This is a genomic window from Allobranchiibius huperziae (assembly GCF_013410455.1).
In the GTDB taxonomy this organism is placed as follows: domain Bacteria; phylum Actinomycetota; class Actinomycetes; order Actinomycetales; family Dermatophilaceae; genus Allobranchiibius; species Allobranchiibius huperziae.
In genome coordinates this window covers 82,287-101,256 of record NZ_JACCFW010000001.1, presented here as the reverse complement: position 1 = coordinate 101,256, position 18,970 = coordinate 82,287, and the positions used below count along the sequence as shown (strand labels likewise).

The 18,970-nt window shown below is 70.7% G+C and carries 19 protein-coding genes; 7 read left to right on the top strand and 12 right to left on the bottom strand.

The features are described from left to right. Positions 1–30: 30 nt before the first annotated feature. Both HNR15_RS00525 and HNR15_RS00520 read left to right on the top strand, forming a co-directional pair. A complete protein-coding gene (locus HNR15_RS00525) occupies positions 31–912 on the top strand; it encodes an SDR family oxidoreductase (protein ID WP_179478214.1) in 882 nt (293 codons plus the stop codon). A 110-nt stretch (positions 913–1,022) separates the two neighbouring features. Continuing rightward, complete coding sequence (locus tag HNR15_RS00520; RefSeq protein ID WP_179478212.1) at positions 1,023–1,670, top strand: dihydrofolate reductase family protein; 648 nt, start codon at positions 1,023–1,025, stop codon at positions 1,668–1,670. Positions 1,671–1,679: 9 nt separating this feature from the next. On the opposite strand, the gene HNR15_RS00515 is transcribed toward HNR15_RS00520, so the two are convergent. Genes HNR15_RS00515 through serS form a run of 3 tightly spaced genes read right to left on the bottom strand, consistent with a single transcriptional unit; the run spans position 1,680 to position 4,463 of the window. After that, complete coding sequence (locus tag HNR15_RS00515) at positions 1,680–2,462, bottom strand: HAD family hydrolase (RefSeq protein WP_179478210.1); 783 nt, start codon at positions 2,460–2,462, stop codon at positions 1,680–1,682. Positions 2,463–2,496: 34 nt separating this feature from the next. After that, positions 2,497–3,129: a hypothetical protein gene (locus tag HNR15_RS00510; protein WP_179478208.1), complete on the bottom strand. Its 633-nt coding sequence runs from the start codon at positions 3,127–3,129 to the stop codon at positions 2,497–2,499. 26 nt (positions 3,130–3,155) lie between these two features. Beyond that, positions 3,156–4,463: a serine--tRNA ligase gene (serS, locus tag HNR15_RS00505; protein WP_179478206.1), complete on the bottom strand. Its 1,308-nt coding sequence runs from the start codon at positions 4,461–4,463 to the stop codon at positions 3,156–3,158. A gap of 121 nt (positions 4,464–4,584) precedes the next feature. On the opposite strand from serS, the gene HNR15_RS00500 reads away from it, so the two are divergent. Continuing rightward, on the top strand, positions 4,585–5,517 hold the full coding sequence (locus HNR15_RS00500) for a diacylglycerol kinase family protein (RefSeq protein ID WP_179478204.1): 933 nt from the start codon (positions 4,585–4,587) through the stop codon (positions 5,515–5,517). 3 nt (positions 5,518–5,520) lie between these two features. On the opposite strand, the gene HNR15_RS00495 is transcribed toward HNR15_RS00500, so the two are convergent. Beyond that, positions 5,521–6,534 carry an Lrp/AsnC ligand binding domain-containing protein gene (locus tag HNR15_RS00495; protein WP_218883495.1) on the bottom strand — a complete coding sequence of 338 codons (1,014 nt, stop codon included), beginning with the start codon at positions 6,532–6,534 and terminating at the stop codon, positions 5,521–5,523. A gap of 140 nt (positions 6,535–6,674) precedes the next feature. Between HNR15_RS00495 and HNR15_RS00490 the strand changes: the two genes are divergently transcribed. Next, entirely contained in the window at positions 6,675–8,414 is a 1,740-nt protein-coding gene (locus tag HNR15_RS00490) for an MFS transporter (RefSeq protein ID WP_179478200.1), read from the top strand. Between the two features lie 79 nt (positions 8,415–8,493). Here HNR15_RS00490 and pheA read toward each other — a convergent pair whose 3' ends face one another. Further along, positions 8,494–9,438, bottom strand: a complete 945-nt coding sequence (gene pheA / locus HNR15_RS00485) for a prephenate dehydratase (RefSeq protein WP_179478198.1) — start codon at positions 9,436–9,438, stop codon at positions 8,494–8,496. 50 nt (positions 9,439–9,488) lie between these two features. On the opposite strand from pheA, the gene HNR15_RS00480 reads away from it, so the two are divergent. Continuing rightward, complete coding sequence (locus tag HNR15_RS00480) at positions 9,489–10,118, top strand: TMEM165/GDT1 family protein (RefSeq protein ID WP_179478196.1); 630 nt, start codon at positions 9,489–9,491, stop codon at positions 10,116–10,118. A gap of 50 nt (positions 10,119–10,168) precedes the next feature. Here the strand turns inward: HNR15_RS00480 and HNR15_RS00475 are convergent, their stop codons facing one another. Genes HNR15_RS00475 through HNR15_RS00465 form a run of 3 tightly spaced genes read right to left on the bottom strand, consistent with a single transcriptional unit; the run spans position 10,169 to position 12,366 of the window. Next, positions 10,169–11,041: a DUF5926 family protein gene (locus tag HNR15_RS00475; protein WP_179478194.1), complete on the bottom strand. Its 873-nt coding sequence runs from the start codon at positions 11,039–11,041 to the stop codon at positions 10,169–10,171. 43 nt (positions 11,042–11,084) lie between these two features. Further along, complete coding sequence (locus HNR15_RS00470; protein WP_343048346.1) at positions 11,085–11,501, bottom strand: ATP-binding protein; 417 nt, start codon at positions 11,499–11,501, stop codon at positions 11,085–11,087. A gap of 43 nt (positions 11,502–11,544) precedes the next feature. Then, on the bottom strand, positions 11,545–12,366 hold the full coding sequence (locus HNR15_RS00465; RefSeq protein ID WP_179478190.1) for a glycerophosphodiester phosphodiesterase family protein: 822 nt from the start codon (positions 12,364–12,366) through the stop codon (positions 11,545–11,547). 267 nt (positions 12,367–12,633) lie between these two features. On the opposite strand from HNR15_RS00465, the gene HNR15_RS00460 reads away from it, so the two are divergent. Together HNR15_RS00460 and HNR15_RS00455 are read left to right on the top strand one after the other, a co-directional pair. Then, positions 12,634–13,449 (top strand): sigma-70 family RNA polymerase sigma factor, encoded by an 816-nt coding sequence (locus HNR15_RS00460; protein ID WP_179478188.1) that lies wholly within the window; start codon positions 12,634–12,636, stop codon positions 13,447–13,449. 143 nt (positions 13,450–13,592) lie between these two features. Beyond that, complete coding sequence (locus HNR15_RS00455; protein ID WP_179478187.1) at positions 13,593–14,336, top strand: GAF and ANTAR domain-containing protein; 744 nt, start codon at positions 13,593–13,595, stop codon at positions 14,334–14,336. A 4-nt stretch (positions 14,337–14,340) separates the two neighbouring features. Here the strand turns inward: HNR15_RS00455 and HNR15_RS00450 are convergent, their stop codons facing one another. The 4 genes from HNR15_RS00450 to HNR15_RS00435 form a co-directional block, all read right to left on the bottom strand. Next, entirely contained in the window at positions 14,341–15,819 is a 1,479-nt protein-coding gene (locus HNR15_RS00450) for a UDP-N-acetylmuramoyl-L-alanyl-D-glutamate--2,6-diaminopimelate ligase (protein ID WP_179478185.1), read from the bottom strand. Between the two features lie 102 nt (positions 15,820–15,921). Next, the gene (locus HNR15_RS00445) at positions 15,922–16,500 is read right to left on the bottom strand and encodes a NifU family protein (RefSeq protein ID WP_179478183.1); all 579 of its coding nucleotides are present in this window, start codon (positions 16,498–16,500) and stop codon (positions 15,922–15,924) included. Then, entirely contained in the window at positions 16,497–18,440 is a 1,944-nt protein-coding gene (gene feoB, locus HNR15_RS00440) for a FeoB small GTPase domain-containing protein (RefSeq protein WP_179478181.1), read from the bottom strand. The genes HNR15_RS00445 and feoB overlap by 4 nt, the downstream gene beginning before the upstream one ends. After that, a complete protein-coding gene (locus HNR15_RS00435) occupies positions 18,437–18,757 on the bottom strand; it encodes a FeoA family protein (RefSeq protein WP_343048345.1) in 321 nt (106 codons plus the stop codon). The genes feoB and HNR15_RS00435 overlap by 4 nt, the downstream gene beginning before the upstream one ends. Positions 18,758–18,970 lie beyond the last annotated feature (213 nt).

Genomic DNA, 18,970 nt, shown 5'->3' with positions numbered 1-18,970 from the left:
AACAGTCCCTTCACTCTCCAGGAGCACACGATGCAGGTATTCGTCACCGGAGGCACCGGCACCATCGGTTCGCCCGTCGTCGCCGAGTTGCTCGGTCACAACCACACCGTCCTTGCACTGGCCCGTTCGGAGGAGTCGGCACGGGCTCTGGAAACCGCGGGCGCCGAGGTGCTGCGGGGCACCCTGGCGGACCTCGACATCCTGCGGGCCGGTGCCGCGCGATCCGACGGCGTCATCAGCCTGGCGTTCGGGCGCGACTACGGCACGCCCGAGGCGCTCGCCGCCGGCGTCGCCGAGGAGAGCGCGGCCCTGACGGCGCTGGGCGAGGAACTCATCGGGAGCGACCGTCCGATCGTCGCGGTCTCGGGCACTCCCTGGATCCCGGGCCGTATGTCGACCGAGGCCGACCCGCTACCGACCGACGGCCCGGTGGGCGGTCGGGGCCGGTCGGTCAACGCATTGCTGGCGTTGGCCTCGCAGGGCGTCCGGAGCACGGCCGTCCGGATGCCGCGCACGGTCCACAACGAGGGCAAGGGCGGTTTCGCCGGACTGCTGACCGACACCGCGCGCCGTAGCGGCGTGTCCGGCTACCCCGGCGATGGCACCCAGCGGTGGCCGGCCGTGCACGCGCTCGATGCGGCGGCACTCTTCCGGCTCGCCCTGGAGTCGGCTGAGCCCGGCACGGCCTGGCACGCCGTGGCCGACGAGGGCGACGCGGTGCGGGACATCGCCACGGTCATCGGCCGGCAACTGGACCTGCCCGTCGAGTCCGTGCCGCAGGAGACGTTCGGCCCCTTCGGCGTGATCTTCGCGATGGACCAGCCGGCGTCCAGCGCGCACACCCGCGCCGTCCTCGGGTGGCGCCCGACCCACGCCGGCCTGCTCGACGACCTGAGGAACGTCCGCCCCTGAGGATGTGGCCGACAGATGGTTGTCGGTGGTGGGGAGCACACTCCGGACAGTTCCGGTAGCGCCCACCGATACGGTCGGGTGCCTCGACGATCACCACGGAGGTGCACCCCATGTCGAAGGTCCGAGTCCACAACTTCGCCGTGTCGCTCGACGGTTTCGCCACCGGCGAGGGGCAGACCCTGGAGACGCCGTTCGGCCATGCGTCGATGCGCTTGATGCAGTGGGCGCTCGGCACCCGCACCTTCCGCGGCATGCAGGGCGCAGAGGGCGGCAGCGGCGGCGTCGACGAGGCGATGGCCTCCCGCTGGCAGACGGGCATCGGCGCGGAGATCATGGGGCGCAACAAGTTCGGACCTCAACGCGGTCCATGGCAGGACGAGGACTGGAAGGGCTGGTGGGGCGAGGACCCGCCGTTCCACACGCCCGTCTTCGTGCTGACCCACCATCTGCGGCCGGATCTCACGATGCAGGGCGGGACGTCCTTCCACTTCCTGGACGCCTCGCCGGCGGAGGCGCTCGAGGTCGCGCGCGAGGCGGCCGGCGGACTCGACGTGCGCATCGGCGGCGGGCCCTCGACCGTGCGTGACTTCCTGGCCGCCGACCTCATCGACGAGTTGCACCTCGCCCTGGTCCCCATCGTCCTGGGCCGCGGCGTGCGGTTGTGGGACGGTCTCGAAGGGCTGGAGGAACGCTTCGACATCGAGGCCGTCAGCACGCCCAGCGGCGTCACGCACCTGACTCTTACCCGGTCGACATGACGCCGGTGTTCAGAGCAGGGAGAGCAGCACCGCCGCCAGACCGTCGTCGTCGACCGTGCCGGTGACCTCGTCGGCCGCGGCCCGGACCTCGTCGGGCGCCTGCCCCATCGCGACCCCGCGCGCCGCCCAGGTGAGCATCTGCACGTCGTTGTAGTGGTCGCCGACGGCGATGGTGTCCATCGGCTCGACGCCGAGCGTGCGGCGCACCTGCTCCAGCGCCGATGCCTTGGAGACGCCCTCGGGGTTGATGTCCAGCCACGCGGTGAAGCCGATCGCGTAGTTGACCCCGTGCAGGCCGAGGCGGTCGGCCAGCGCCACGAAGTCCTCCGACGTGCCGGTCGGCGAGCGGAACGTCACGCGCGTCGTCCGGGTGTGCAGCAGCTCGTCCCACGACGCGACGCGCTGCTCCCCCAGCAGCTCGCCCTCGGGGAACGGCGCACTCACCAGATATCCGACGCCGAGTTGCTCGCTCGCGACGACCCCGTCGGTCCACTGCCCCTCCAGGGCCGCGAGTGCCCGCGCCGGGTCGAAGGTCACCGCCTCGACGACGTCGTAACCGCCGCGCCCGTCGAGGGTGATCGTGACCGCGCCGTTGGAGCACACGGCGTACGCCGGGCCGAGGCCCAGCTCGTTCGCGATCGGCACCGTGCCGATGAGGGAGCGGCCGGTGGCCAGGACGACGTGGTGTCCGGCGTCGCGCACCCGGGCGACGGCATCGCCCACGACGGGCGACAGCGAGCCGTCGTGGTGCACGGTGGTGCCGTCGATGTCCAGAGCGATCAGCAGCGGCATATGGCCCACCCTACGGAGCGCGAACCGCTTCTCCTCACAACCTGATTCGCAACACGTCGGCGTTGCGTTCGCGCACCAGCACACCGACGGCGAGCGCGAGAGCCAGGAAGCCCAGCAGCAGTTCCAGCCACAGTCCCCAGCCGACCGAGAACGTCACAGTGATACCGGAAGCCTTGGCGTTGCTCGCCAGCTTGCTGTAGAAGCCACCCGACTGGGAATTGACGACGACGGCCGAGTAGATGACGACGGCGATCTGGGCGAGCGCCGCGACCACTGCAGCGATGCCGGCCGGACCGGCGAATCTGCGCAGTCCGCGCAGCACACCGGCCACCAGGAGCACCGCCGCGCAGATGCACACCAGCCACCCGCCGAGGCTCGACGCGTGACCAGGAACGGGTGGCGCATCTGCCACGTCGGTGCCGAGGTCGCCGAATCCGTTGAGGCGGATGTGGAACAGGTTGCCGGAGAACACGCCGTTCAGATGGAAGGCGACCACGGCCCACTGGCCCCAGCACAGCAGCACCATCACCACCGCGACGGGCACCAGCAGCCACGACCCGATGTTGCGGCCGGCCGGAGCCGCCTGCTCGTCGTCCGCAGCGACCGTCGTGCTGTCGGGATCGACCTGCGGTGCTGCGTCCTTGCGCGTGCTGCCCTCGTCCGTCACGCGAACGAGGGTAACGAGGACGCCTGTCAGACCGGCCGCAGCACCTCGAGCCCGAGGAAGGGCTGCAACGCGTGCGGCACCACGACGGAACCGTCGGCCTGCTGGTGGTTCTCCAGGATCGCGACCAGCCAGCGGGTCGTGGCCAGGGTGCCGTTGAGCGTGGCGACCGTCTCGGTGCGGCCCTCTGGCGTGCGGTAGCGGGTGTTGAGCCGGCGTGCCTGGTACGTCGTGCAATTGGAGGTCGACGTCAGCTCGCGGTAGCGCTTCTGCGTCGGCACCCAGGCCTCGCAGTCGAACTTGCGCGCCGCCGGGTTGCCGAGGTCACCGGCCGCGGTGTCGATGATCCGGTAGGGCACCTCGATCTTGGCGAGCATGTCCCGCTCCCACATCAGCAGCCGCTCGTGCTCCTGCTCCGCGTCCTGCGGCGCGCAGTAGGAGAACATCTCCACCTTGTGGAACTGATGCACCCGCACGATGCCGCGGGTGTCCTTGCCGTAGGACCCGGCCTCGCGCCGGTAGCAGGCCGACCACCCGGCGTACCGCTTGGGGCCGTCGGACAGGTCGAGGATCTCCCCCGCGTGATAGCCGGCGAGCGCGACCTCCGAGGTGCCGGTCAGGTAGAGGTCGTCGGCCTCCAGGCGGTAGACCTCGTCGGCGTGGGCGTCGAGGAACCCCGCGCCCTGCATCACGTCGGCCTTGACCAGGGTCGGGGTGATCATCGGGGTGAACCCGTGGTGCACCGCCTGCGCGATCCCCATGTTGAGCAGCGCCAGCTCGAGCTGCGCGCCGACGCCGGTCAGGAAGTAGAAGCGCGAGCCGCCGACCTTGGCGCCGCGTTCCATGTCGATGGCGCCCAGGCGCTCACCGAGCTCCAGATGGTCCAGCGGCTCGAAGTCGAACGTCGTGGGGTCACCGTCGACCTCGCGGACGGTGAAGTTGTCCTCGCCACCGGCCGGCACGCCGTCGATGATGATGTTGCCGATCTTGCGCAACCCCTGCTCGTACGCCGAGCCCGCCTCGCCCGCTGCGGCCTCGAGCGCCTTGACCCGCTCGCTGAGCGCCCCTGCGCGCTCGCGCGCCTGGTTGGCGGCGGCCTCCAGTTCGGCGGTGTCGCCGCCCTGTTTGCGGGCGGCGCCGAGCGCGCCCATCGCCTTGCCGACGTCCTTGCTGACGCTCTTCTGCTCGGCGCGGGCCGCCTCGAACTCCTGCAGTGTGGACCGCCGGCGCTCGTCGGCGCCCAGCACCTCGTCGACCAGTCCTTCGTCGTCGCCCCGGGCGCGTTGGCTGGCGCGCACCAGGTCGGGGTCGTCCCGCAGCAGTTTGATGTCGATCACGCGGGTCAGGCTACTGGCGTACCGATCCGCGCTCCCAACCCGTTTCGTCCAGCCGACCCGGTCGGACCGACGCTCGGGTAGGTTTCCCCTCAACTACCGAGACGATGGAAGAGGCTGACACGTGCGACAAGGCGCGGTCGTCGTCAACCCCAGCAAGTTCCGGCGGTTGGACCAGCTGAAGGTGCTGCTCGAGCACATCTTCCACGACTACGGCTGGGCCGAGCCCCTCTGGCTCGAGACCACGGTCGAGGACCCTGGCGCCGGCCAGGCGCGTGAAGCGCTGGCCAAGGGCGTGGACCTGGTGTGCGCGCTCGGCGGCGACGGCACCCAGCGGTGTGTGGCTCAGGGCCTGGCCGACTCCGGGATGCCGCTCGGGATCCTCGCCGCGGGCACCGGCAACCTGCTCGCCCGCAACCTCAAGCTCCCGCACCACCGGTTCGCCGACGGGCTGCGGGTCGCGCTGTCGGGGCGGGACCGCAGGATCGATCTGTCGATGGTGCAGTTGGACGTCGACGGCGACGGGGTGTGGACCGAGCCCGAGGTCGGGCTGGTGATGACCGGGATCGGCCTCGACGCCGAGATCCTCGCCGCCGCCGACGACACCCTGAAGGACCGGGTCGGCTGGCTGGCCTACCCCGCGGCGGGGATCCGCTACATCGCGCACGACCGGATGCAGGCCACGATCGCGCTCGACGGCGCCGCGGCGGGCCCGCCGGAGCGCATGTCCAGTGTGCTCATCGGCAACTGCGGGTTGCTGACCGGCGGCATGCACCTGATGCCCGATGCGGTCATCGACGACGGCATCCTCGACACCGCGGTGCTGCGACCCTCCGGCCTGCGTGGCTGGCTGCCGCTCATCGGCCAGGTGGCGGTGGGCTCCAGCCGCGAGACCCGCACGATCGGCCGGCTGCGTTCCTCCAGCATCGAGGTCCGGTGCGCCGAACCGGCCATGGTCGAGGTCGACGGCGACGTGCTGCAACGCGCGTACGCCGTCCGGGTCGCCGTCGATCCCCTGGCGGCGACGGTCCGGGTCCCCCGGACCCGCAGGAGCTAGGCCTCAGTTCGCGAGCCGGCTGCGCTCGACGAGCGCGCCGGCCTGCTTGACCGTCCGCATCCGGGGCGAGACCTCCAACGTGGCGATGCCCGGCACGGCCCCGACCTGTTGCGTCACGAGCCGGTAGAGATCCTCGTGATCACGGCACACCACCGCAGCCATCAGATTGTGCGGGCCGGTGATCGCGGCCGCGAAGGTGACGCCGGGGATGCGGGCCAACGCCTGCCCGCACGCCTCCAGGTCCGCCGGCGCCGCCGTCATCCACAGCTGCGCCGACACCCCCCACCCGAAGGCCTCGGCGGAGATGTCGACGTCCAGGTGAGCCAGTCCGCGGTCGAGCAGGACATGCAGCCGACGCGCCGCCCGCCCCTCCGTCATGCCGCCGGCCGCCGCGAGCTGGGCGTACGTCGACCGGCCGTCGATCACCAACCGGTCCAGGATCGCCTGATCGCCCGGGTCGAGCTGGGTGACCGCAGCCGGCGCGACGGTCTGCTCGTCACCACCGACGGACGCGCGCAGTCGGCGTTCCTGGTCCGGCGTCAGCTCGTGTTCGAGCCCCGCCCAGTCGTCGGCGCGACCGGCGAGGAACGGGTGCAACGTCATGGCAGCGGTCACTCCGAGCACGGGCGCCGTCTGGGCCAGGCGCTCCAGCAGGAGATCCTCCCGCGCCTGGGCGGTGCGCGAACGCACGACGCAGACCACTTCGGCGGCTCCCCCGCTGATCGACACCCAGCCGACATCGGCGCGTTTCGCGAGCGCCTGGGCGAGCGCCGCCGTTCCGCTCGGTTTGCACTGGATGCGCACGACCCAGTTGCTCTGTCCCAGCGCCTCCGTGCTCAGCACCGCGGTCACGCGCACGACCCCTTCGCCGCGCAGGCGTCGATAGCGGCGCGCGACCGTCTGCTCGGAGGTGTCCAGCACTGCGGCGTACAGGCTGAACGCCGCGCGCGGCGCCAGCTGAAGGCACCGAACGAGTGCCCTGTCCAGGACGTCCAAAGTGGCAGATTCCACGCTCACACGATCTTGTGTAGCAGAAATCCTCACAGTCCTCCCTCGTGAGCGTGGGCCTGTCACCGGTCGGGCGGATGATCGATACCAAGCCGATGTACCGCACCCAGCGCACGCGTCGGCACCGCCAGCCGACCAAGGAGCACCTCATGAGCACCCCACGTGCCGACGCCGCGCCGCCCGGCGCCTACCACCCCGCGCATCTGGCCGCCACGGACACCACCGACGCCACGGACGCCACAGCGACCGATGCAGGGCCGGCGAAGGGACACCCGGCCCACCTGGCCCACTCCACCGACTCCGACAGCTCTCCCTCAGCGCCCGACGAAGCTCGGCACGCGGAGACCACCGCCCCCGGGAACGGCAAGTGGTGGACACTCGCAGCCGTGTGCTTCGGCACGTTCATGCTGTTGCTCGACGTGACCATCGTCAACGTGGCGCTGCCGGACATCCAGTCCTCCCTGGGCTCCAGCTTCTCCGATCTGCAGTGGGTCATCGACGCGTACGCGCTCACGCTCGCCTCACTGCTGCTCACCGCGGGCTCCCTGGCCGACATCTTCGGCCGCCGCCGGCTGTACATCGTCGGCCTGCTCCTCTTCACCGCGGCGTCCGCACTGTGCGGCGCCTCCCAGAGCACCCTGATGCTGCAGCTGAGCCGAGGCCTGCAGGGCGTCGGCGGTGCCGTGATGTTCACCGTCTCCCTCGCGCTGCTCGCGAGTGCGTTCCACGGCAAGGACCGCGGCACGGCGTTCGGCATCTGGGGCGCCATCACCGGCGTCGCCGTCGCCATCGGTCCGGTCTTCGGCGGACTGCTCGTCTCCAGCCTGTCGTGGCGGTGGATCTTCTTCGTCAACATCCCGGTCGGCGCGGCGGCCCTGGCCATCACGATCTGGCGAGTGGCCGAGTCGCGCAACCCGAAGGCGAAGCGCCCGGACTGGATCGGGTTCGTGCTCTTCACCGCGTCGCTGAGCTCGTTGGTGTACGCGCTCATCGAGTCCGGCCGCACCAGCTTCACCGACAGTGTCGTGGTGGGCTGCTTCGCCGCCGCGGTCGTCCTGATGGCGCTGTTCGTGGTGCTCGAACTGCGTTCCAGCAAGCCGATGCTCGATCTGAGCCTCTTCCGACTGCCGACCTTCTCCGGTGGTGCGATCGCGGCGTTCGGGATCAGCGCGGGCATCTTCTCGATGCTGCTCTACCTCACGCTCTACCTGCAGGACGTGCTGCGCTTCAGCGCCCTGGGCACCGGCCTGCGGCTGCTGGTGCTGTCCGGCGCGATCCTCGTGGTAGCCACCGTCTCCGGACGCATGAGCTCGCACCTGCCGGTCCGGTTCCTCATCGGACCGGGCCTTGCGCTCATCGGCATCGGGCTCCTGCTCATGCGCGGCATCGACGCCTCGAGTGAGTGGACCCACCTCATCCCGGGCATGATCGTCGCGGGGATCGGCATCGGCATGGTCAACCCGCCGCTCGCCTCGACCGCCGTCGGCGTGGTCTCGCCCCGCCTCGCCGGGATGGCGTCGGGCATCAACAGCACCTTCCGTCAGGTCGGCATCGCCACCGGTATCGCCCTGCTCGGCACCCTCTTCGCCTCCCGGCTCGACGACGCGATCCGCGCCGCTGCCGCGGGCGGTCCACTGGCGGGGCGCAGCGGGTCACTCGCGTCCGCCGTGCAGTCCGGTCAGGTGTCGGCCGCGCTGGCGAAGCTGCCGAAGTCGCAGGTGCCGATCGCGCAGCACCTGGCCGCCGCGGGATTCACCACGGCGCTGGACCGCATCCTGCTGATCGCCGGGATCATGACCCTGGTGGCGGCGGTGGCGTCGTTCCTCCTGATCCGCACGAAGGACTTCCACACGCCCGGCGAGGGCGAGCAGGCGGCCGAGACCGCTTGAGTCCGGCACCGTCGCTCGACGGTGTCACAGATAGAGCCGAGGGACGCAGGTCTACCTGCGTCCCTCGGCCCTTACTGCGTCAGTGTGTGCGCTCGCCGCGCAGGTCTGCCAGCCAGCGGTCGGCGTCTGCGAAGGCGTCGTCGGTGGCGGTGAGCTGGATGCTCGCCTGCTGGCCGTCGGCGCGCGGATAGGAGCCGAGGAAGCGGACATCGGCGGCCACCCGGCGCAGCCCGGTCAGTGCCTCGCCGACCCGGGCGTCGCGCACGTGCCCCTCGAAGTCGATCGAGAAGCAGTAGCGGCCCATCACGTCCCCGGTCGGACGTGACTCGAGGCGCGAGATGTTGATGCCCCTGGCCGCGAACTGCTCCAGCAACTCCAACAGACCGCCGGCGTGGTCGTCGTACTGGTAGACCACGACGGTCGTCTTGTCCGCTCCCGTGGGCTCGGGCAGCTCGCCCGGTCGCGCGGCGAGCACGAACCGGGTGACGGCCCCCGAGCGGTCCTCGATATCGCTCGCCAGCACCTGCAGTCCCGTGCCCTGCGCGGCGACCGGCGCGCACACCGCGGCCTGATAGCTGTCGACCAGTCCCGCTGCGAGGTCGGCGGCTGCCGCGGCCGTCGACAGCGTCGGCACGTAGACGGCGTCCGGCAGTTCCGAGCCCATCCAGCCCCGCACCTGGGCCCAGCCGTGCGGGTGGGTGCCGACGGCGCGTACGTCGTCACGCGTCGTGCCCGGGCGTACGGCGAGCACGAAGGTGATCGGCACCAGCACCTCACCGACGACCGTGAGGGGGTCACCGGTGTGCAAGGCGTCGAGTGTGGCGGACACCCCGCCCTCCACGGAGTTCTCGATCGGCACCATCGCCGCGTCGATCTCCCCCTCTCGCAGCGCCGCGAGCGCCTTGTCGACGGAGGAGAAGGCCGTCTGCTCCCGGCCCTTCGCCGCCGGCCACCCGGCGAGGGCGGCCTGGGTGAACGTGCCCACCGGGCCGAGGAATCCGTAGCGCGTCACAGGTCTCGCCATTCGTTGCGAATCACGTGCGCAGGGTAGTCCGCGTTAGCGTTGGCGCCGCCATGGATATCGCCTTGCTGCTCACGGTCTTCGTCACGATCTTCCTCGTCGAACTGCCCGACAAGACCTTCATCGCGACCCTCGTCCTCGCCACCCGCTACCGCCCGCTGCAGGTGTGGATCGGGGTGTGCGCGGCCTTTCTCATCCAGACCGTCATCGCCGTCGCCTTCGGCGGGCTCATCGGCCGGCTGCCGAAGACACCGGTGCACGTCGCTGTGGCGCTGCTCTTCCTCGTCGCAGGCATCGTGCTGCTCGCCGGTGCCGCCAAGGCCGCGTCGGAGGAGGCCGAGACAGAGGCGGAGTTCTCCGAGAAGGCCCGCGCGGACGCCATCGGCTTCCGGGCCATCAGCGCCAGCTTCCTGATCCTCTTCCTCGCCGAGTGGGGCGACCTGTCGCAGCTGGCCACCGCAGGCTTCGCCGCCCGCCGCGGCTATCCGCTGAGCGTCGGGATCGGCGCGTTCCTCGCGCTCGCCGTGGTGTCGGGACTCGCCGCCGTGCTGGGTCGCGCGCTGCTGCAACGCGTCTCGCTGGTCCTCATCCGACGCCTGGGCGGGATCGTGTGCCTGATCTTCGCGCTGACGCTGGTGCTCGACCTGGCCGGCGTATCGCTGCCCGGCTGGCTCCCCATCTGATCGGGCGCGCCCGGTCCCTGCGGCGACAGCCAGCCCGCCGAACGGAGCGATCAGCGCAGGGTGATCTGCCGACTCGAGATGCCCGACCGGGCGCGCCGCTCCTCGACGGTCAGCGGGGTGTCGATGCCCACCGCGTCGTCGAAGCGCGCGGCCAAGGCGCCGAACGCGTCGTCGAACGACGCGGGCTCGGCCTCGGCGTCCACTTCCCAGACCGGCACGAGCAGGCCATGGGCACGGAACGCACCGAGCAGCCGTCCCTCGTCCAGGCTGCTGGCACCGGCCGCGTGCAGTCTCGCCAGCGCGTCGGTCGCCTTGTCCTCGTCGTGCGGGAGCACCCAGCGCACATAGGTGCGGGCGCCGATGCGGCACCAGTACGCGTGCTCGGCCGACGACAGCGCGACCGTCGGAGTGATCGCCTCGTTCGCCCGCTGCAGGGACGCCGCCCCCTCCGCGTCGAGCTCCTGGCCCTCCACCCAGAAGTCGAACCCGTCGTGCAGCTGCACGTCGAAGTCGGTGTTGGTGAGCAGGTCCTGCAGACGCGGACCGCCGGCTGTCGTACGCGGTGCGGCCGTGAGCGGCTCGCCCGGCTCGAGCGCGGCGGTGGCGAGCAGGGTCTGCGCGACGTCACGGCTCGGGTCGCTGGACGCACCGCCGGTCTGGAGCGCGACGAAGAGGGTGCCGTCGGCACGGTGCAGCCCGGGCCAGGCCAGTGGGAGCACCGAGGCGACCGTCGCCTCCCGGGGCCTCCCGTCGAGCGTGAACGTCACCGAGGCGGTCGCGGCCGGCACGATCTCGCGCATCGCGACCCAGCCGGCCTCCCCCGGCAGCCCATCGTAGGGACGACGGACGAACGCCGGTGACTGCTGCGTCGGATCGATCGGCTGACGTGTGCGCTCGCCCTTGCGGCGGGAGGCTTTACCCATGGCCGGGACTGTAACGAGCCGGTGCGCTCGCCTGTCGGGCCGGTCAGACCCGGCGGCGTGAGGGGCCGCCGAGAGCGGCCCAGACCGTCACCCGGTCGTCCTCCTCGTTGACGCCCCATTCGTGGGCCACCGAGCGGACGATGCGCAGCCCGCGTCCGCCCTGCGCCCAGACGGAGGGCCGGCGCGCGGCCGGAGCGGTCACGCCGCCACCGTCGGTGACCTCGATCTCCACCCGATCCCCGCGCACGCGCCAGTGCAACCGGACAGTGTTGTCGTACAACGGTTTCCCGTGCAGGATCGCGTTGGTGACGAGCTCGGAGGCGACCGTCTCGGCCTCGCCGACCAGCTCCTCGGGCAGCCCGCCACTGCCCAGACTCTCGACGAGTGCCGTGCGCGCCGCGGGCACCGAGTCGATGGTCCACGGAAGCCGGAGGGTCTGCACCCAGTGCTCATCGCTCACCGGTGTCCCCTCCCGTCCCCGGACCACATCGCGGTCGATGGTCTCATTGCAGGACACCAGTGGACCACGCCGCGTCAACGGCCTCGCGCACCATGGCAGGCCGGTTGGTGATGATCGCATCCACCCCGAGCTCCAGACACAGGTGCACGTCCTCGAGCTCGTCGACCGTCCACACGTGCACCTGGTGGCCGTAGTTGTGCTGGCGCTTCACGAAGGCGGGGATGCGGCGTACGACGGCGATCCGGGTGCCGACCATGTGCACGTTCGGCGGCAGTGCGTCCATGAAACGAAGCGCCGTCGGAAGCTCGGTCAGCTGCACCCGCTCCAGGTGCGGTGCGAGGCGCGCCATCCGCTGAACCGCCATGCTGGAGAACGACATCAGCCGCACGTTGATCCGTCCGGGGCGCAGCAACTCGAACTCCGCGAGCAGCGCCACCAGTGCGCGCTCGACGTCTCCGGAGTAGCGCGTGGGGTGCTTGGTCTCGATGACCAGGTCCAACTGCCGCTCGGCGCGCTGGACCGTGCGGATCAACTGGCGCAGGGTCAGGATCTGCGCCTTGTGCCGCAGCGGCATCTCGTCCTCGTCCAGGTGCGAGGCCTTCCAGCTGCCCCAGTCCAGACCCTCGAGCGCGGCCAGTTCGAGGGCGGACACCACGCCCGCGCCGTCGGAGGTGCGGTCGACCCGGCGGTCGTGCACGCACACCAGGTGACGGTCTGCGGTCAGACGTACGTCGCACTCCACCCCGTCCGCGCCATCGCGGATCGCGCGCTTGTAGGCGCCGAGCGTGTGCTCGGGTTCGATACGGCTTGAGCCACGGTGCGCGATGACCACCGGAGGGCCACCGCGCAGGGTCTGCGCCGGCATTCGCACCCCACCATCGTGCCTCAGTACGGCCCGTCGTGCACAGCGGACTCGCCAAGTTCGCGGAGCTTCTCCCAGCGGGCCCGTTCTTGTTGGTCCGCCGAGTTCCCTTGCCAACACGCCTGATTCGCGCAGCGGCATACATCGAGAATCGAGATGTATGTGTTCTGGAACTTGTCCAGGGTGGGGGTATGTGCTTTGCTCCGAAGTGAGCCGGCTCAAACAGTGTGGTTGGCGCTTCCCTTTCCGTTGTGCTGCCGAAAGTGTCGCGTGAACGATTCCGCTGTCAATGCCGCCACCCACGCCGATCCGCCCGACGACCGTGAGAGCCGGACCCGGGCCCTGCTCGAACGCGCCCGCGAGACCGCCGACGAGGTCGAAGCCGCCCGACTTCGAGCCCGCGCGGTCGACCACAACTACGCGCTCGCCTGCGGCATCGCACGGAGGTACGCCGGTCGCGGCATCGAGACCCAGGACCTGCAACAGGTCGCGCTCCTGGCGCTGGTGCTCGCCGTACGCCGGTTCGAGCCGGGCGACGGACGCAGCTTCTCGGCGTTCGCGGTCCCGACCATCACCGGTGAGCTGAAGCGGCACTTCCGCGACCACGGGTGGATGGTGCGCCCGCCACGGGGCCTGCACGAGACCTACCGGGAGACGCAGACGACGTACCGGGAGTTGGAGCAGATGGGCGTGCACGCACCGGGCGTCGTGGACGTCGCCGCGCGGATGGGAGTGCCGGTGGACGTGGTGCGCGCCGCTCAGGCGGTCGAGGGCTGCTTCCGCCCCGCATCGCTCGATGCTCCCGTGCGCGATCGGCCCGACGCCACCCTGGCCGATCGGCTCGACCTGGCCGCCGAGGACGAGACCGACGGGTTGGCGTCCTCGATCGCGATCCGCGAGATCGTGCGCGACTTCCCGGCCCGTGAGCGCGCACTGCTGCGGTTGCGCTTCGAGTTGGACCTCACCCAGCGTGAGATCGGCGACCACCTCGGCATCAGTCAGATGCAGGTGTCGCGGCTCCTGACCGCGACGCTGCAGCGGCTGCGCTCGATGCTCGACACCGAGATCCCGCACCTCGCCGGTTGATGGGCGGGGCTGCCGCCCGGAGGGGGTCGTACGCGCGGGCACGTCATGGGGAATGATCGGGACCGGAAGGCCCGCCCGAGATCACGCCGGAGCCGACACGCGCGTCCCACCTGAGGCGGGTGCGGAGAACGGTTGGAGGCAGCATGGATGACCGCATTCGCGACAACAGCACGGACCGAGCAGCGGACCAGGTGGCCCGCGACCTGCAACGCCCGCGTACGACGGCCGAACGCATGCAGCGCGGGGTCGACCTCGCGGTGGAGCTTCTCGAGGGCTGCGACCACGCCGGCATCACCCTGGTGCGCGGCCGCACGCTGACCGCCGGACCCGCGACCGACGACATCGTCGCCCTCGGCGACCGCCTGCAGGATCAGCTGGGCGAGGGTCCGTGCCTGGACACGGTGCGCCAGAGCCGCACGATGTACACCGCCGACCTGCGGCACGACAAGCGGTGGGAGACGTGGGGGCCGCAGGTCGCCGAGAAGCTGGGGGTGCGGTCCCTGCTGTCGTTGCTCCTCTACACGCACGACCGCTCCTACGGGGCGCTCAACCTCTACTCCGAACGGGTCGACGGTTTCACCGCCGAGGACCTGGTCGTAGCCGACTCGCTCGCGACCCACCTGGCCGTCGCGATGGCCGACGGCGAGGAGATCGAGCACCGCGGAGTGGCGATGATCAACCGGACGGTGATCGGGCAGGCCGAGGGCATCCTGATGGAGCGACTCGGAGTGCTTCCTGAGGAGGCGTTCGCCTACCTGCGCGGGATCTCCCAGCGCTCCAACCGCAAGCTGCTCGACGTGGCGCGCGAACTGGTGAGCACCAGGGTCCTGCCGTCCGGGGTGGACCGATCGATCGCCCGCGAGGATGCGCAGCCCGACCCGGTGTGACGCCTCAGGTGAGGTGCGCGGCGTCCTGCGCGATCGGCACGAGCAGCTCGCGCACCACGGTCGCGTCGTGGAAGTCGACGTCACCGGTCGGCAGGTGCTGCACCCGCTCATGGCCCTTGCCCGCCACGACGACCACGTCGCCGGGTCGGGCGAGACGAAGGGCCGCGTCGATCGCGGTACGCCGGTCCAGCTCGATCGTCGTCCGAGCTGCGTCCGCACCGTCGAGGACCTGCTGCGCGATCTGAGCGGGTGACTCGGTGTACGCGTCGTCGGTCGTGACGATGCCGACGTCGGCGAGCTGGGAGGCCACCTCGCCCATCAACGGCCGCTTCGCCTTGTCGCGGTCGCCCGCCGCGCCGTAGACGCAGATCAGCCGGCCGCCCGCGGCGTCCGCGACGCCGCGGGCCACCTGTAGCACCTCACGCAGACCGACGTCGGTGTGCGCGTAGTCGACGATGACCTCGAAGCCCAGGTCGACTGCGGCCGATATCCGCTCGAATCGGCCCGGAACCTGCTTCATCTCGCGGATCGCACGGACGAGCGTGCTGTCGTCCATCCCCGTCTCGAGCGCGATGGCGGCGGCGCCGGCGACGTTGTGGACGTTGTAGTCGCCGAGCAGCGGCGTGGTGAGCGTGAGGTGTGCGCCGCCGGGCCGGCTCAGCCGGAAGACGGTGTGCAGACCGTCGACGCGCTGGTCCTCGATCCGGTAGTCCGCCTGCGCCGAGGTGCCGAAGAGCAGCGTGCCGGGGATGTCCCGGGCCAACCGCGCGCCGTATTCGTCGTCACCGTTGGCGAGCTTGGGCCCCGAGGTCCACTCGAAGAGAGTCCGCTTGACCCGGTAGTACGACTCCATGTCGCCGTGCAGGTCGAGGTGGTCGCGGGTGAGGTTGGTGAAGAGCGCTGCGGCGTAACGGGTCCCGTCGACCCGATGCAGGTGGATGCCGTGCGAGCTGGTCTCGAGGACGACGTGGGTCACGCCGCTGTCGCGCATCCGCGCCAGGTTGCCCTGGACGACGGGCGCCTCCCCCGTGGTGCGCACCGCCGCCTCCCGATGGGTGCCGACGACGATCTCGGCGGTGGTCAGCAGCCCGGTGGCCCGCTCGCCGTACGCCGCGGTCAGGATCGAGTGCAGCACGTAGGAGGTGGTGGTCTTGCCGTTCGTGCCGGTGATGCCGTAGACGGTGAGGTCGCGCGAGGGGTGGCCGGCCAGCTCGGCGGCGAGGGCCGCGAGCGCGATCCGCGCGTCCGGGACCACCGCGGTGGGGACTCCCGGGATGTCGTGCTCGGCGACGACGAGCACGGCACCGGCGCCCACGGCCTGCTGCGCGTAGTCGGCGCCGTCGCTGGTGAAGCCCTTGATCGCGACGTACGCGGTGCCGGGGGCGACCGCTCGCGAGTCGTTGGTGACCGCCTGCACCGGGCCCGTCAGCTGCGGCACCGCCGCCGCGAGAAGGTGCGATATCTCGGTGCTGTCCAGGCTCACCGGTGGACTGTAACAAGCCGTCGGGGACTGGTGGATTCCGTTGTCTCGGCAATTCTCAGGCGAATGTTAGAGAGCCTGAGACGGGTGTATCGACTGTGCCTTTCAGCCCGCGCGTCGGCGCCCGATGCTCAGGAGCACCCGCTCACGGGCGCCCGGCGTCTCGTGGGCCGTCAGCTCGCGCAATCCCGGTGCAAGCGCGCGGATCTCGCCCTCCAGGCGCTCGTGCAGCGTGATGCCGGCGGCCGGGCAGTGCGAGCAGGTGCCGCTCAAGCGCAACTCCACCCGACCGTCGTGGGCGGACATCACCTCGGCGTGGCCACCGTGCGAGCGGATGTAGTCGCCCGCGGGCCCCTCGAGCACTTCGTCCACGGCGGCCCGCAGCTCGTCGTCGGCACCGACCTCCCACTGCGCACGCCATCCCGCCGGCTCCAGCAGCGCCTGCGCCAGAGAGGCGCCCACCCGCGCGCCGTACTCGCGCCAGGCGCACCCGTCGGCCAGGACGATGTCGATGCCGGTCGCGCGCACGGTCACGGTGCGCAGCGTGCCGTCGGCCAGCAGTCCTCCGAAGTCACCCGGTGCTGCGACGACCTCGCCGAGCACCTGCACGCTGCCCGACGGCACCACCCAGTGCACGGTCTGCGGGTCGGCGGTGGCCTCGGCGTGCAGCGGGACGGCGCTCATACCAGCCACCCCACAACGGCATGGGCGAGGAACGCCGCACCCCAGGCGAGCACGAACATGTAGCCGAACGCGATGCCCGGCCACTTCCAGCCGCCGGTCTCGCGGCGCATCATGCCGATCGTGGACATGCACTGCAGCGCGTACATGAAGAACGCCAGAAGCGCCGCGATCGTGCCGGCGGTGAAGAGCCGCTGACCCTGGTGCGGACCGTCCTGGAACTTCATCGCCTTGAGCGCGTCCCGAGGATGGTCGGGGTTGTCCGCAGCGGCGACCTGGCCGAGGGTCGATACGAAGGTCTCACGCGCGGACAGCGAGGCCAGCACCCCGATGTTGATGCGCCAGTCGAAGCCCAACGGTGCGAACACCGGCTCCACGGCCTTGCCGAGGTGGGAGGCGAGGCTGTGGTCGAGCACGTACGACGAGGACGCGGTCTTGTCGGCCGGGTTCACCCCCGCGCTGCGCAGCTCACCGGCGTCGCGACCCGGAAGGTTCAGCAGCGCCCACATCACGATGGTGACGACCAGGATGATGCGGCCGACCTTGGACAGGAAGCCCTTGCAGGAGTCCCAGACGGTGACCAGCACGCTGCGCGCCCGCGGCAGCTTGTAGGTCGGCATCTCCATGTAGAACGGCAGGACCGGTCCGTGCTTGCCGGTGATCCGCTTGAAGAACCACGCGGTGGCCATCGCGGACACCGCGCCGCCGGCGTACAGCAGGAACATCACGGTGCCCTGCGCGCCGACCGGCCCGATGCTGGCCGACGACGGCACGAGCAGCCCCACCAGCAGGATGTAGACGGGCAGCCGCGCCGAACACGTCATCAGCGGCGCGCCCATCATGGTGGCGAGCCGGTCCTTGGCCGACGGCAGCGAGCGGGTGGCCATGATCCCGGGGATGGCGCACGCCATCGACGACAGCAGCGCCACGAACGCGCGTCCCTCGAGCCCCGCCCGGGCCATCAGCCGGTCCATCAGGAACGCGGCGCGGGAGAGGTATCCGCTGCCCTCCAGAAGGGAGATGAGCAGGAAGAGCAGCGCGATCTGCGGCAGGAAGACGAGCACCCCGCCCACGCCGCCGATGATCGCCTGGGACAGGAAGCTGGAGACCCACTGGTTGCCGACGTGGTCGGTGACCAGCACCCCCAGCTGGTCGAACGCGTGCTGGACGGCGTCCTGCAGTGGCGCCGCCACCGTGAAGATGATCTGGAAGAACGCGAACATCGTGGCCAGGAAGATCAGCGATCCCCACAACGGGTGCAGGAGCACCTTGTCGATGCGTTCGGTGCGCGCGTCGACGTCGGGGCTGCGGTACGCCGCGCTGTCCAGCACCGAGCTGACCCACCCGCGCGCGGCCTCACCCTCGGAGGGCGGCGGGAAGACCGGCCGCGACCAGGAGTCGACGTCGGTGAGCGTGTGCTTCAGAGCGCCGAGGTCGTCGCGGGAACCGCTGGTGACGGCGACGACGCGGACCCCGACCGCTCGCTCGAAGCGCGCCAGATCCAGACCGCCGCCGCGCCGGGCCAGTTCGTCCTGGAACGTGAGCACCACACAGGTGGGCAGCCCGCGCGCCAGCACCTGCGCGAGCAGGCCGAGCGAGCGGCGCAGCGTGGTCGCGTCGAGCAGCATGAGCACGGCGTCCGGCGTCTGGAGGGTGCCGGAATCGACGTCGAGCACCTCGTGCACGACCTGCTCGTCGGGGCTGATCGGGTCCAGGCTGTAGGTGCCCGGCAGGTCCTCCACGACCACGTCGTGGCCGTCCACGCGGGCGATCCCCTCGTACCGCGCGACCGTGACGCCCGGATAGTTGCCGGTCTTGACCCGCAGCCCGGTCAGGGCGTTGAAGAGCGTGCTCTTGCCGCAGTTGGGGCTGCCGACGAGCGCGACGTGCAATCCCGTGGCGACCGACGTCGCCGTGGACGCCGCGCCGTGGTGCCCGCTCACGCGAGCGGGCCCACCAGGATCCCGGCGGCCTGCCGGGCGCGTAGGGCGATCTCGTAGTCGGCGACCCGGAAGACGATCGGGTCGCGCATCGGCGCGCGTCGTACGACGGTCACGGCCTCACCGGGGGCGAAGCCCAGGTCGGACAGGCGACGGGCCGTGCGCGGGTCGACGGCGTCGTCGTAACCGAGCACCATCGCGTCGCTGCCCGGGCGTACGTCGGCGAGCGTCGCCTGCTGCACGGAGCCGGTCAGGCCACGGTCGACGACATCACCGGAGCGCGGTCGGCTGCGCTGGGTGAGCACGGACGTCAGTGACACGATCGGTCCCTTCGGGCTGTGAGGTGCGCCTAAGTTAGCCAAGGCTAACCGCACCTGCGTCCCCCACGTCAACTCGGTGCCCATGCGATCCGTTCGATACGCGAAAGTACCCATCTACAGCCGTCACATCCAGCTGATTCCCAGCAAAACTCAACACGCTGCACGATGCGCCGACCGGTGCCAAGCTGCCAGTTTGAGGCCTGTTGAAACCGG

What these genes read in the sequence shown, in the direction of transcription:
- HNR15_RS00445 (WP_179478183.1), bottom strand. Translation starts at nt 16,500, where the DNA reads ATGAGCGCCGTCCCGCTGCACGCCGAGGCCACCGCCGACCCGCAGACC.
- HNR15_RS00490 (WP_179478200.1), top strand. Translation starts at nt 6,675, where the DNA reads ATGAGCACCCCACGTGCCGACGCCGCGCCGCCCGGCGCCTACCACCCC.
- HNR15_RS00455 (WP_179478187.1), top strand. Translation starts at nt 13,593, where the DNA reads ATGGATGACCGCATTCGCGACAACAGCACGGACCGAGCAGCGGACCAG.
- HNR15_RS00520 (WP_179478212.1), top strand. Translation starts at nt 1,023, where the DNA reads ATGTCGAAGGTCCGAGTCCACAACTTCGCCGTGTCGCTCGACGGTTTC.
- HNR15_RS00465 (WP_179478190.1), bottom strand. Translation starts at nt 12,366, where the DNA reads ATGCCGGCGCAGACCCTGCGCGGTGGCCCTCCGGTGGTCATCGCGCAC.
- HNR15_RS00515 (WP_179478210.1), bottom strand. Translation starts at nt 2,462, where the DNA reads ATGCCGCTGCTGATCGCTCTGGACATCGACGGCACCACCGTGCACCAC.
- pheA (WP_179478198.1), bottom strand. Translation starts at nt 9,438, where the DNA reads ATGGCGAGACCTGTGACGCGCTACGGATTCCTCGGCCCGGTGGGCACG.
- HNR15_RS00525 (WP_179478214.1), top strand. Translation starts at nt 31, where the DNA reads ATGCAGGTATTCGTCACCGGAGGCACCGGCACCATCGGTTCGCCCGTC.
- HNR15_RS00475 (WP_179478194.1), bottom strand. Translation starts at nt 11,041, where the DNA reads ATGGGTAAAGCCTCCCGCCGCAAGGGCGAGCGCACACGTCAGCCGATC.
- HNR15_RS00480 (WP_179478196.1), top strand. Translation starts at nt 9,489, where the DNA reads ATGGATATCGCCTTGCTGCTCACGGTCTTCGTCACGATCTTCCTCGTC.